Below are 11,191 nucleotides of genomic sequence, written 5' to 3'. Positions count from 1 at the left end.
GGTGTGCGGGTTGTCCACACGGAAGATCCGCACCCCGTACGACATCCAGTGCCGCAGGATCCGCACGGTCTCCTTGACGAGGCCGTTCATGTCGGCGTCGAAGGCGATGGGGTAGATGTCCTGGTACTTCTTCGGCGGGTTCTCGGCGTAGGCGATGGTCCCGTCCGGCCGGTGATGGAACCACTCGGGGTGCTTCTGCACCCAGGGGTGGTCCGGGGAGCACTGCAGGGCGAAGTCCAGCGCGATCTCCAGCCCCTGCTCCTTCGCCTGCTCCACGAACCAGGCGAAGTCCTCCAGAGTCCCCAACTCCGGATGTACGGCGTCATGGCCGCCCTCCGGCGAGCCGATCGCCCACGGCACACCGACGTCCTGGGGCTCGGGAGTCAGGCTGTTGTTGCGGCCCTTGCGGAAGGTCGTCCCGATCGGATGGATCGGCGGCAGATAGACGACGTCGAAGCCCATCGCGGCGATCGCCGGCAGCCGTCGGGCCGCGGTCCGGAAGGTCCCGTGCGGATGCTCGGCCGTGCCCTCGGAGCGGGGGAAGAACTCGTACCACGAGCCGTACAGGGCCCGTTCGCGTTCCACGAGCAGGGGCATGGCGGTACCGGCGGAGACGAACTCCCGGAAGGGATGGCGGGCGAGGACCTCGACCACCTCCGGTGCCAGTGCCGCGGCGTAGCGTTCGGACACCGGCAGCGAGTCGTCGAGCAGCTTCCTGGCGGCCTCCCGAACCACGGTGCGGGCCGGGCCGCGCGGCACACGGGCGGCCGCCCGCTCGTGGAGCTGCCCGCCCTCCTCCAGGACCAGACCCGTGTCGACGCCCGCCGGGATCTTGATCTCCGCGTGCCGGCGCCAGGTGGTGAGCGGGTCGCTCCAGGCCTCCACCGTGTACGTCCAGCGGCCCACCTCGTCCAGCGTCACCTCGGCGCCCCAACGGTCGGTCCCCGGGGCGAGTTCACGCATCGGCGTCCACGGTCCACGGCGGCCGTCCGGGCCCTTGAGGACCACGTTCGCGCCGATGGCGTCATGGCCCTCGCGGAACACCGTCGCGGTCACCCAGAACGTCTCCCCGACCACGGACTTGGCCGGTCGCCTGCCGCACTCCACAAGCGGCTGGACGTCCCGTACCGGGATACGGCCGATCGCCTTCGTGGACCTCACGCTGCACCTCCGCTGACTGAAACAAGGCCTCTGTCGCCCGCTGTCGGATGCCTCGGCCCGCCAGGGCAGGGGCACGGACTGCTAACGCTCCGCAGCCAGTTGCGGTACCGGCCTGACCACAGTCAGCCGTGCGACACCATTCCTCCGGCCCACTCCGCCCCGCCGGGGGCGGGCTTCCGCGCCCCGGCGCAGATACTGCTCGGCGGCGTCCGCGGCCTCCCGGGCGCACCGCTTGCCCATCAGCACGCAGAGGGTGTATCCGCAGTTCTCGAAGGTGGCGCGCACCGCGCGGTCGCCCGGGCACGCGAGCATCGCGCGTTCCCACGCGCGGTAACTGCGCAGACGTCTGGCCACTTCGGTCTTCGCTGGTAGCAGCATGGCGCTGGTCACCTTCCGGGAGTTCGAGAGGTACGTCGCCCCGCGACGAGCGGGTCGGCCCTGCAAGCAGAGGTGCGGAACCGTCAAACCTCCCGAGGCCTTCACTTATGGTGCACGGCCCACCACTCAACGTCCTGTTGGATCTTGGTCGTGGTGTGCTCGTGTTGCACGAATGGCGTAGCGGCCTCACTGTGGTTGTGACTCAGGAGCGATCAACGCTCACGCTTCGTGTTCGGGGTGCTCGGCCTGCGGGCCGAGGGGAGCGGGAGCCTCGCCGGTGAGGAGCAACGACGATGAAGACCGCAGTCCCCTGCTACTACCACCTCGACGTGGACGTGAGTCCGGAACGTGTCGGACAGGTCAGGCGCATCCTGGCCGCGCACCTGAAGTACTGGGACCTGGAGACCCTCGTCGAGCCCGTGTGCCGCGGTGCCGAGATGCTGCTGGAGGCCATCGACGAGCACGCGACGGACAAGCACACGTCGATCGAGATGTGGTGGAACGGCCAGCACCTCATCACCGCCGTCGGGGGAGACGACCGGGACCTGCGCCCGGACCAGGACCTGCGGGGCTGCCTGGAGCTGATCGCCGCGATGAGCGACGGCTGGGGCTGCTGCGCCACCGACACCGGCAGCAAGGTCATCTGGTTCTCGCAGCGCGCCCGTGCCGGCGAGCGTGTCCCGCTCGTGCCGACCGTGCCCGAGCCGGACCTGCGCGAGATGCTGCAGGTGCCGCGCGAGCTGCCGGTGGCGGCCCTGGCCGCCGCCCCGGCGGGCGAGCCCGACGACGCCATGGAGGGCGCCCGGTGACCTCGCGGACGAACCGGAGTGCAGGGGTGCCCGTGTGGAGCGGGCACCCCTACCCGTTGGGCGCCGACTTCGACGGCAAGGGCACCAACTTCGCGTTGTTCAGCGAGGTCGCCGAGCGCGTCGACCTCGTCCTCGTCGACGACGACGGCGGCAGCCGGAGCGTGGCGCTGAGCGAGGTCGACGGCTTCGTCTGGCACGCCTACCTGCCCGGAGTGGGTCCGGGGCAGCGCTACGGCTACCGGGTGCACGGTCCGTGGGACCCGGCCGGCGGGCACCGCTGCAACCCGGCGAAGCTGCTTCTCGACCCGTACGCGCGGGCCGTGGACGGCCAGATCGACAACCACGCCTCTCTCTTCGAACGCGCGGGTGACCGCCCCGACCTGAAGGACAGCGCCGGGCACACCCTGCTCGGCGTCGTCACCGATCCGGCCTTCGACTGGGGCGACGACCGCTCACCGCGGCGCTCGTATGCCGACACGGTGATCTACGAGGCCCATGTGCGCGGCCTGACCCGCACCCACCCCGACGTCCCGCCCGAACTGCGCGGTACCTACGCCGGTCTCGCGCACCCCTCGGTGACCGAGCACCTCACCTCGCTGGGCGTGACGGCGATCGAGCTGATGCCGGTCCACCAGTACGTGCAGGACGGCGTGCTGAAGGACCGGGGCCTGTCCAACTACTGGGGTTACAACACCATCGGCTTCTTCGCCCCGCACAACGCCTACGCCGCCCACGGCACCCGCGGTCAGCAGGTCGCCGAGTTCAAGACGATGGTGAAGGCGCTGCACGCGGCCGGTCTCGAAGTGATCCTCGACGTCGTCTACAACCACACCGCCGAAGGCAACGAGAAGGGCCCCACGCTCTCCTTCCGCGGCATCGACAACGCCTCCTACTACCGCCTGGTGGACGGTGACTGGGCCCACTACTACGACACCACCGGCACCGGCAACAGCCTGCTGATGCGCCACCCCTACGTCCTCCAGCTGATCATGGACTCGCTGCGGTACTGGGTGACCGAGATGCACGTCGACGGCTTCCGCTTCGACCTCGCGGCCACGCTGGCCCGGCAGTTCCACGAGGTGTCCCGGCTGTCGGCGTTCTTCGACCTCATCCAGCAGGACCCCGTGATCAGCCGCGTCAAGCTGATCGCCGAGCCGTGGGACGTCGGCGAGGGCGGCTACCAGGTGGGCAACTTCCCGCCCCTGTGGTCGGAGTGGAACGGCCGCTACCGCGACGCCGTACGGGACTTCTGGCGGGCGGAACCGGGCTCGCTGGCCGAGTTCGCCTCCCGCCTGACCGGCTCCTCCGACCTGTACGCACACCACCGGCGCCGCCCGCGCGCCAGCGTCAACTTCGTGACCGCGCACGACGGGTTCACCCTGCGCGACCTCGTCTCGTACAACGACAAGCACAACGAGGCCAACGGCGAGGGCAACCGGGACGGTGAGAACGTCAACCGGTCCTGGAACTGCGGGATCGAGGGCGACACCGACGACCCGGCCGTGCGGGAGCTGCGCGCCCGCCAGCAACGCAACCTCCTCGCCACCCTGCTGCTGTCGCAGGGCATCCCGATGCTCTGCCACGGCGACGAACTCGGGCGCACCCAGCGCGGCAACAACAACGCCTACTGCCAGGACAACGAGGTCTCCTGGATCGACTGGCGGCTCACCCGCGAGCAGCACGACCTCGTCGGCTTCACCCGGCACCTCGTCGCCCTGCGCGCCGCCCACCCCGTGCTGCGCCGGCGCCGCTTCTTCCGCGGCGAGACCCTCAGGCACGTCGGCCAGCCGCTGCCCGACCTGCTGTGGCTGCTGCCGGACGCGCGCGAGATGACCGACCGGGACTGGCAGCGCGCCGACGCGCACTGCGTCGGCGTCTTCCTCAACGGCGACGCCATCGCCGAACCCGACCCCCGGGGCCGACCCGTGGTCGACGACTCCTTCCTGCTGCTGCTCAACAGCTACTGGGAGCCGGTCGTCTTCCGGCTGCCCGGCGCCGAGTACGCGGAGCGCTGGACGGTGTGCGTCGACACCGTGGAGCCCGACGGCGTCCCGGACGAGACGGAGTACAAGGCGGGTGCCGAGGTGGCCGTCGAGGCCCGCAGCCTGGTCGTGCTGTCCCGTCCTCCGAGGCGCTCCGAGGGATCCTCCGAGGGAACGGGGTGAGGCGTCCTCAGCGGTCCCGGTGCGAGGTCACCGTGAACTGGGCGCCGTCCGGGTCCCGCAGCACGGCCTCGTCGACGGCCTTGCCCAGCACGCTGCCGCCGTGCTGCTCCGCGGCCCGCGCACAGGCCGCGACGTCCGTGACGGCGAAGTGGACCTGCCAGTGCGGCCGGATCGTCGGGTCGGGGGCGGCCTCCAGTGCCCCCGACTCGATCCGGGCCACGATGTCGCCGCGGCTGCGCAGCACGACCTCGCCGCTCTCGTAGTGGACCTCGCAGCAGCCGGGGCGGTCGGACGCCCAGTCGAGGATCTCGCCGTAGAAGATGGCCGAGTCGAAGGCGTCGCGGGTGTGCAGGCGGATGAAGGCGGGGGACGCCTGCCGCCAGGCCTCCCAGTTGCCGAGAAGCGGGCCCTCCCAGATGCCGAAGGTCGCACCCTCCCGGTCGGCCAGCAGCGCCGCCCGGCCGGGCGGCAGGGAGATCGGCCCCACCGCGACCGTACCGCCACGCTCCCGGACCCGGGAGGCGGCGACATCCGCGCTGGGCACGGCGAAGTACGGCGTCCAGGCCACCGCCATCTGCCACATCGAGGCGACGGCCGCGACCCCCGCGACCGGCACGCCGTTCACCAGCGCCGTCCGGAAGTGCTCGCCGAGCCTGCCCCGACGCCACTCCCAGCCGAGGACAGCCCCGTAGAAGTCCTGCGTGGCCTCCAGGTCGCGGCTCGTCAGGCTCACCCAGCAGGGAGCGCCGAACACGGAGTGCGTGGAGACGACCTCCGTCGGACCGGGGGCAGATGTCGGATGATCGTTCATGGCACTCGCGTTCCCTGATCTTTCGGCGGCAGCCGTTTCTTCCACCAGTGTCCGGCCGGAACCGTCCACGGCGCCTGCCGAGAGAGCCGGTGGCACGATGGAGAGGTGCCACGAGTACCGCGCGGATCCCGCGACGAAACGGACCGGGTCCTCGAACTCCAGCAAGAGGTCGACCAGCTCAAGGAGGCCGTCGCCTCCCACGCCGTGGTGGACCAGGCGATCGGTGTCGTCGTCGCCCTGGGCCGGATGACGCCGGACGAGGGATGGGCCGTTCTCAGAGAGGTCTCCCAGCACACGAACGTCAAGCTGCGCAACGTCGCCGAGATGATCCTCGTCTGGGGGCGCGGCGGGACCCTGCCCCACGAGATCCGTGCGGAGCTGGAGGACCTCCTCGACCGCCACGGCCCCACACGGCTCCCGGGCGCGCCCCCGCCGGACTGATCCGCCCGACGCGCCCGCGCACGCTCACTGCCCGTCGGGGACGACCTCCTCGCGCAGCCGGGCGAAGCAGCCGCTCAGCAGCCGCGAGACGTGCATCTGCGAGATCCCGAGCTGCTCGGCGATGCTGCTCTGCGTCATCCCGCCGAAGAAGCGCAGGTACAGGATGGTCCGCTCGCGCTCCGGCAGCGCCCGCAGACAGGGCGCGACCGCCACCCGGTCGACCACCGTGTCGTAGGCGGGGTCGGGGCCGCCGAGGGCGTCCTCCAGGGCGTAGCCGTCGGTGCCGGGCATCTCCGCCTCCAGCGACAGCGCGGAGAAGCACTCCAGCGCCTCCATCCCGGTGCGCACCTCGTCCTCGGTCAGGTGCGCCAGCTCGGCGATCTCGGCGACGGTGGGAGGCCGTCCCGGGGTGGTCTGGGACAGCTCCTTGGCGGCGTGCCGCACGCGATTGCGCAGGTCCTGGACCCGGCGCGGCACGTGCAGCGTCCACATGTGGTCACGGAAGTGCCGCTTGATCTCGCCCGTGATGGTCGGCACGGCGTACGCCTCGAAGGCGCGGCCCCGGGCCGGGTCGTAGTGGTCGACGGCCTTCACGAGCCCCAGGGCCGCCACCTGGTAGAGGTCCTCGAGGGCTTCGCCGCGCCCCCGGAAACGGACGGCGATCCGCTCGGCCATGGGCAGCCACTGCTGGACCAGCTCGTCCCGGAGGGCCTGACGCTCGGGCCCGTCGGGCAGCGTCGCGAGCCGGGCGAAGGACTCGGCGGTGTCCGGGGCGTCGTCGTGGGGATGCTGCTTGGTTCTGACGGTGCTACGCATCACGCGCGCCTCCCTCAGGGAGGGTGCCGGTGGACGAACACCGTGGGACGCGCGCTCGGACCTGGGAGAGCACACCCGGGACCGGCCCGTTCGCCGGGGTCCCACGGACGTGCCTCCTGTCCGAAGCACTTCCTGCTCATTCCCAGTGTGGGCGTTCTGAAACGGTTGCGCATCATTTGTCCCCCCGTTTCTTGACCTGCCCTTGGCTCGATATCTCTGACACAGAGGTAATCTCGGCCTCGTGGACCAGGAGACCTTCCCGGAAGAGCTGGCCGACGCGCTCGTCGGCATCCAGCGGCTGCTCAGGCGCCGGCTGCGCGCCGGGCTGACCGTGCCGCGCCTGCGCGGCGCCGAGGTGGAGCTGCTGCGCCTGGTCGAAGCCCGCCCCGGGATCGGCGTGTCGGACGCGGCCAAGGAGCTGTACCTGGCGGGCAACTCCGTGTCCACACTGGTCAACCAGCTGGTCAAGGACGGCTACCTGGTCCGGGAGACCGACCCCTCCGACCGGCGTGCCGCCCGCCTGCTGCTCACTGCGGCCGCCGAGGCCCGGCTGCGGGACTGGAAGGAGCGGCGCGCCGCGCTCGTCGGCCGCCACCTCGCCCGGCTCGACGCCGCCGACCAGGAGGCGCTGCGCGCCGCGCTCCCCGCCCTGCGCACACTCGCCGTCCACCTGCACGAGGAGGCCGAGGAGTCATGACGACCACCGCCGACGCCGTCACCTGCACCCAGCTCGCCTATGCCTTCGGGGAGACGAAGGCGGTCGACGGGCTCGACCTGACCGTCCGTGAGGGCGAGGTCTTCGGGCTGCTCGGCCCGAACGGCGCCGGAAAGACCACGGCGATCCGCTGTATCACCACCCTGCTGCCGGTCCCGTCCGGCATGGTCCGCGTCTTCGGCCACGACGCGGCCGGGGAGCGCATGGGCGTACGGCGGCTGCTCGGCTACGTGCCGCAGCAGCTGTCCGCCGACGCGAACCTCACCGGCCGGGAGAACGTCTCCCTGTTCGCCCGCGTCTTCGACGTGCCCCGCCGGGAACGCGCGGCGCGTGTGTCCCAGGCCCTGGCCGCCGTCGACCTCACGGGCGCCGCCGACCGGCTCGCCGGCACGTACTCCGGCGGCATGGTCCGGCGCTTGGAACTCGCCCAGGCGCTCGTCAGCGCGCCCCGGCTGCTGATCCTCGATGAGCCGACCATCGGCCTGGACCCGATCGCCCGGACGAGCGTCTGGGAGCACATCACCGCCGTGCGTGCGGCCACCGGCATGACCGTCCTGGTCACCACCCACTACATGGACGAGGCCGACCAGTACTGCGACCGGGTCGGCCTCATGCACCACGGCCGCGTCCGCGCCCTGGGCACCCCGGCCGAGCTGCGCCGCGGACTCGGCGAACGCCGCGGCGCCGCGGCCACGGACCCGCTGCCCACCCTGGAGGACGTCTTCCGCGACGTCGCGGGCAGCGGCCTCGACGACCAGTCAGGAGACTTCCGCGATGTCCGAAGCACCCGCCGCACCGCTCAGCGCGTCGGCTGACCGTGCCCGCGAGCAGGGCATCGACCTGCTCCTGCGGCCGCCGGAGCCCCGCGCCGGCTGGCGGCTGCTGCCGGCCCGCATCGCCGCGATGTGCGCGGTCGAACTGCAGAAGCTGCGCCACGACCGCACCGAGCTGTACACCCGGGCGGTCCAGCCGGCCCTGTGGCTGCTGATCTTCGGTCAGACCTTCACCCGTCTCAAGGCGATCCCCACCGGCGGCGTCCCCTACATCGACTACCTGGCACCCGGCATCATCGCCCAGTCCGCGATGTTCATCGCCATCTTCTACGGCATCCACATCATCTGGGAGCGCGACGCCGGCGTCCTCAACAAGCTGCTGGTGACGCCGACCCCGCGCTCCGCCCTCATCACCGGCAAGGCGTTCGCGGCCGGGGTGAAGTCGGTGATCCAGGCGGTCGTGGTGATCGTCATCGCGGCCCTGCTCGGCGTCGCCCTGACCTGGAACCCGCTCAGGCTGCTCGGGGTCGCCGCGATCGTCGTCCTCGGATCGGCCTTCTTCGCCTGCCTGTCCATGACCATCGCGGGCATCGTCCTCAGCCGCGACCGGCTGATGGGCTTCGGCCAGGCGATCACCATGCCGCTGTTCTTCGGCTCCAACGCCCTCTACCCGCTCGACGTCATGCCGGGCTGGCTCCAGGCGGTCAGCAGGGTCAACCCCCTCAGCTACGAGGTGGACGCCCTGCGCGGCCTCCTCCTCGGCACGCCCGCGCATCTCGCGCTCGACTTCGCCGTGCTGATCGTCGCCGCCGCGCTCGGCATCACCGCGGCCTCCGCGCTGCTGGGCCGGCTGGCTCGCTGATCATGCCGGGACGCCACGCCGGGACGTGATGTGCGGCACGCCCGTGGACCGTCCGTGCGGGGCCCTCGGGCGGATAGTGCCTGCGCACGGCTTGATCAGCGATCAAAAGGGGTGAATTCCCTGGCCACAGCGCATTCCGCTCATTTGACAGTGCACTGAGCACACGGATAGGAAGCAGCCCGTATCAAGTCGAGAGGTGGACTGTGTACGAGCCGAACGTGGTCGGGGACTGGCAGGAGTACGACGAGCATGCCGGTCTGCGGGTTCGCGTCCACCGCCTGGAGCAGGCCGAGCCGCCGCGCGGGCGGGACGACGCGGCCGAGGGACTGACGTACTTCTGTCTCCGGGTGACCGTGGAGAACCGCGGGGAGCGCAGCTTCGGCGTCCACCTCGAGGACGGGCAGATCGACGTGCGGATCGGGCCCGACGGGGAGAGCGCGTTCATCGACTGGCGCAACTCGCAGTTCATCGAGGGCTTCGACGTCTACCCGCTGCGCCGGGCCACCGCCGTCCTGTACGCCGCCGGACCGGAGGCCGCGCTCGGCCAGGTGGACGTACAGGTCCAGCTGCGCGTGGACGAGGAGTGGGCCGGGCGCCGGATGTGGGTCGGCGGCGTCGGCCTGCACGAGCAGGCTGCCGGGACCGCGGCCGGGACCGGCCGGGAGAACCTGGCCCGTCAGGTGAGCAACTTCCTACGGGACCAGGCCGAGGAGGGCACCGCCTGACGCCGCCGGCTCAGTGCGGGATGCCGTCGATGATCTCGCGGGCGCCCTGACGCAGCAGCGCCACGGCCACCGAGGTGCCCAGCGTGGCCGGGTCGAGGCGGCCCGCCCACTCGTGGGCGTTCAGCCGGGTCTTGCCGTCCGGGGTGAACACACAGGCCCGCAGGGACAGTTCGCCGCTGCGGTCGACACGCGCGAAACCGGCGATGGGGCTGTTGCAGTGCCCCTGGAGCACGTGCAGGAACATGCGCTCCGCGGTCGCCTCCCGATGGGTGGCCGGGTCACCGAGCCCGCTGACGGCGTCGATCACATCGGTGTCGCCCTCGCGGCACTGCAGGGCGAGGATGCCCGCGCCGATCGGCGGCATCATCGTCTCCGGCGACAGCACCTCGCTGATCACGTCCCGCCGGTCGATGCGCTCCAGACCGGAGACCGCGAGCAGCAGCGCGTCCGCCTCGCCCGCCGCCAGCTTCTCCAGCCTGCGGTTGGCGTTGCCGCGGAACGGCACACACTCCAGGTGCGGGTGGGTGGCGGCCAGCTGGGCGACCCGGCGCACCGAGGAGGTGCCGATCCGCGTGCCCGCCGGGAGCTCGTCGAGGGTGAGACCGCCGGGGTGCACGAGGGCGTCCCGGATGTCGTCCCGCTTCAGGAACGCGGCGAACACCGTGCCCGCGGGCAGCGGCCGGTCCGCCGGCACGTCCTTGACGCAGTGCACCGCCAGATCCGCCTCACCGGCCAGCAGCGCCGCGTCCACCTCCTTGGTGAACGCGCCCTTGCCCTCGACCTTGGACAGGTCGCCCATCCACTTGTCGCCGGTCGTCTTCACGGGGACGACCTCGGTGCGCACACCGGGATGCAGGGCGGCCAGCTCCGCGCGGACGCGCTCCACCTGGGCCAGAGCCATGGGCGAGTCGCGGGAGACGATGCGGATCATTTCCGGAACGGACATGCGGGACACGATAGACCCTCGAAGGGGTCACCGTTCGACGGTCGGGCTCATCGCACGGTGCCCGCCACGGTGTCCGCGCTCCAGGCGGCGAGGCGGTCGGGGAGCGGACCGGTGCCGTCCAGGACGTGCCGGGAGAACGCGTCCCGCTCGTGGGCCAGCAGGGCCGCCTCCCAGACGCAGGGGGCGAGCCCCACCCGGCCGGGGCGCAGCAGCTCCGGACGTCCGACGGGGCCGGTGAAGATCGCGAGGTCCGCCATGTCCCCCTCGATCCAGGTGTGGACCAGGACGTAGTCGCCGTCGCCGCCCGCGTGCACGATCAGCACGGCGAGACCGAGAGAGCCCCGCTGCCGGCCGGACGCCAGGTGATCGGCTGCCATCCGCAGCGCGGCCTCGGTGTCCTGCTCGGTGACCGTGCGGCCGGGGGCCTCCAGCGCGTACGCCTTCACCAGGTGCCCGGCGGTCTCGCGCGTCCCCAACGGCCGTGTGGGCCGCTCGTGGTGACCGTCTGCCAGGGCGAGCAGCGCGTCCGCGTCGACCGCGTACGGCAGTTCCTTCTCAAGATCCATACGGCCATCATCGGGTGCGGGCA

General features: G+C 71.5%; 13 protein-coding genes. 7 read left to right on the top strand and 6 right to left on the bottom strand.

Translation table 11 applies throughout. From position 1 onward, the window contains the following. The coding region (locus IE263_RS44255) for a maltotransferase domain-containing protein (protein ID WP_189943798.1) at positions 1–1,161 on the bottom strand (1,161 nt) is incomplete at its 3' end. A gap of 81 nt (positions 1,162–1,242) precedes the next feature. After that, positions 1,243–1,539 carry a DUF5133 domain-containing protein gene (locus IE263_RS44250; RefSeq protein WP_189943797.1) on the bottom strand — a complete coding sequence of 99 codons (297 nt, stop codon included), beginning with the start codon at positions 1,537–1,539 and terminating at the stop codon, positions 1,243–1,245. A 293-nt stretch (positions 1,540–1,832) separates the two neighbouring features. Between IE263_RS44250 and IE263_RS44245 the strand changes: the two genes are divergently transcribed. Continuing rightward, positions 1,833–2,348: a pep a2 gene (locus tag IE263_RS44245; protein ID WP_189943796.1), complete on the top strand. Its 516-nt coding sequence runs from the start codon at positions 1,833–1,835 to the stop codon at positions 2,346–2,348. After that, positions 2,345–4,513, top strand: a complete 2,169-nt coding sequence (gene glgX, locus IE263_RS44240) for a glycogen debranching protein GlgX (protein WP_189943795.1) — start codon at positions 2,345–2,347, stop codon at positions 4,511–4,513. The genes IE263_RS44245 and glgX overlap by 4 nt, the downstream gene beginning before the upstream one ends. 7 nt (positions 4,514–4,520) lie before the next feature. On the opposite strand, the gene IE263_RS44235 is transcribed toward glgX, so the two are convergent. Further along, positions 4,521–5,324, bottom strand: coding sequence for a VOC family protein (locus tag IE263_RS44235; RefSeq protein WP_189943794.1), 804 nt, complete (start codon positions 5,322–5,324; stop codon positions 4,521–4,523). A 105-nt stretch (positions 5,325–5,429) separates the two neighbouring features. Between IE263_RS44235 and IE263_RS44230 the strand changes: the two genes are divergently transcribed. Beyond that, positions 5,430–5,765: an ANTAR domain-containing protein gene (locus tag IE263_RS44230; RefSeq protein ID WP_189943793.1), complete on the top strand. Its 336-nt coding sequence runs from the start codon at positions 5,430–5,432 to the stop codon at positions 5,763–5,765. 24 nt (positions 5,766–5,789) lie between these two features. Here IE263_RS44230 and IE263_RS44225 read toward each other — a convergent pair whose 3' ends face one another. Beyond that, entirely contained in the window at positions 5,790–6,581 is a 792-nt protein-coding gene (locus tag IE263_RS44225) for an RNA polymerase sigma factor SigF (RefSeq protein ID WP_189943792.1), read from the bottom strand. 241 nt (positions 6,582–6,822) lie between these two features. Here IE263_RS44225 and IE263_RS44220 point away from each other — a divergent pair, with 241 nt between their 5' ends. The 4 genes from IE263_RS44220 (at position 6,823) to IE263_RS44205 (ending at position 9,656) form a co-directional block, all read left to right on the top strand. Beyond that, positions 6,823–7,278, top strand: coding sequence for a MarR family transcriptional regulator (locus IE263_RS44220; protein WP_189943791.1), 456 nt, complete (start codon positions 6,823–6,825; stop codon positions 7,276–7,278). Then, a complete protein-coding gene (locus IE263_RS44215) occupies positions 7,275–8,111 on the top strand; it encodes an ABC transporter ATP-binding protein (protein ID WP_189943790.1) in 837 nt (278 codons plus the stop codon). Before IE263_RS44220 ends, IE263_RS44215 begins: the two co-directional genes overlap by 4 nt. Then, positions 8,071–8,931, top strand: a complete 861-nt coding sequence (locus tag IE263_RS44210) for an ABC transporter permease (protein ID WP_189943789.1) — start codon at positions 8,071–8,073, stop codon at positions 8,929–8,931. Before IE263_RS44215 ends, IE263_RS44210 begins: the two co-directional genes overlap by 41 nt. Before the next feature lie 203 nt (positions 8,932–9,134). Beyond that, positions 9,135–9,656 (top strand): hypothetical protein, encoded by a 522-nt coding sequence (locus IE263_RS44205; RefSeq protein WP_189943788.1) that lies wholly within the window; start codon positions 9,135–9,137, stop codon positions 9,654–9,656. Between the two features lie 10 nt (positions 9,657–9,666). On the opposite strand, the gene hemC is transcribed toward IE263_RS44205, so the two are convergent. Both hemC and IE263_RS44195 read right to left on the bottom strand, forming a co-directional pair. Continuing rightward, the gene (gene hemC, locus IE263_RS44200; RefSeq protein ID WP_189943787.1) at positions 9,667–10,602 is read right to left on the bottom strand and encodes a hydroxymethylbilane synthase; all 936 of its coding nucleotides are present in this window, start codon (positions 10,600–10,602) and stop codon (positions 9,667–9,669) included. Positions 10,603–10,649: 47 nt separating this feature from the next. Continuing rightward, positions 10,650–11,168, bottom strand: a complete 519-nt coding sequence (locus IE263_RS44195) for a hypothetical protein (protein ID WP_189943786.1) — start codon at positions 11,166–11,168, stop codon at positions 10,650–10,652. Positions 11,169–11,191 lie beyond the last annotated feature (23 nt).

This window comes from Streptomyces aurantiogriseus (assembly GCF_014649375.1).
Lineage (GTDB): Bacteria > Actinomycetota > Actinomycetes > Streptomycetales > Streptomycetaceae > Streptomyces > Streptomyces aurantiogriseus.
The sequence above is the reverse complement of the archived record's forward strand: the minus strand, read 5'-3'. Positions and strand labels throughout refer to the sequence as shown.

Coding starts and splice junctions, on each gene's coding strand:
- IE263_RS44235 (WP_189943794.1), bottom strand. CDS start 5,324: ATGAACGATCATCCGACATCTGCCCCCGGTCCGACGGAGGTCGTCTCC.
- IE263_RS44195 (WP_189943786.1), bottom strand. CDS start 11,168: ATGGATCTTGAGAAGGAACTGCCGTACGCGGTCGACGCGGACGCGCTG.
- IE263_RS44210 (WP_189943789.1), top strand. CDS start 8,071: ATGTCCGAAGCACCCGCCGCACCGCTCAGCGCGTCGGCTGACCGTGCC.
- IE263_RS44250 (WP_189943797.1), bottom strand. CDS start 1,539: ATGCTGCTACCAGCGAAGACCGAAGTGGCCAGACGTCTGCGCAGTTAC.
- IE263_RS44225 (WP_189943792.1), bottom strand. CDS start 6,581: ATGCGTAGCACCGTCAGAACCAAGCAGCATCCCCACGACGACGCCCCG.
- hemC (WP_189943787.1), bottom strand. CDS start 10,602: ATGTCCGTTCCGGAAATGATCCGCATCGTCTCCCGCGACTCGCCCATG.
- IE263_RS44245 (WP_189943796.1), top strand. CDS start 1,833: ATGAAGACCGCAGTCCCCTGCTACTACCACCTCGACGTGGACGTGAGT.
- IE263_RS44215 (WP_189943790.1), top strand. CDS start 7,275: ATGACGACCACCGCCGACGCCGTCACCTGCACCCAGCTCGCCTATGCC.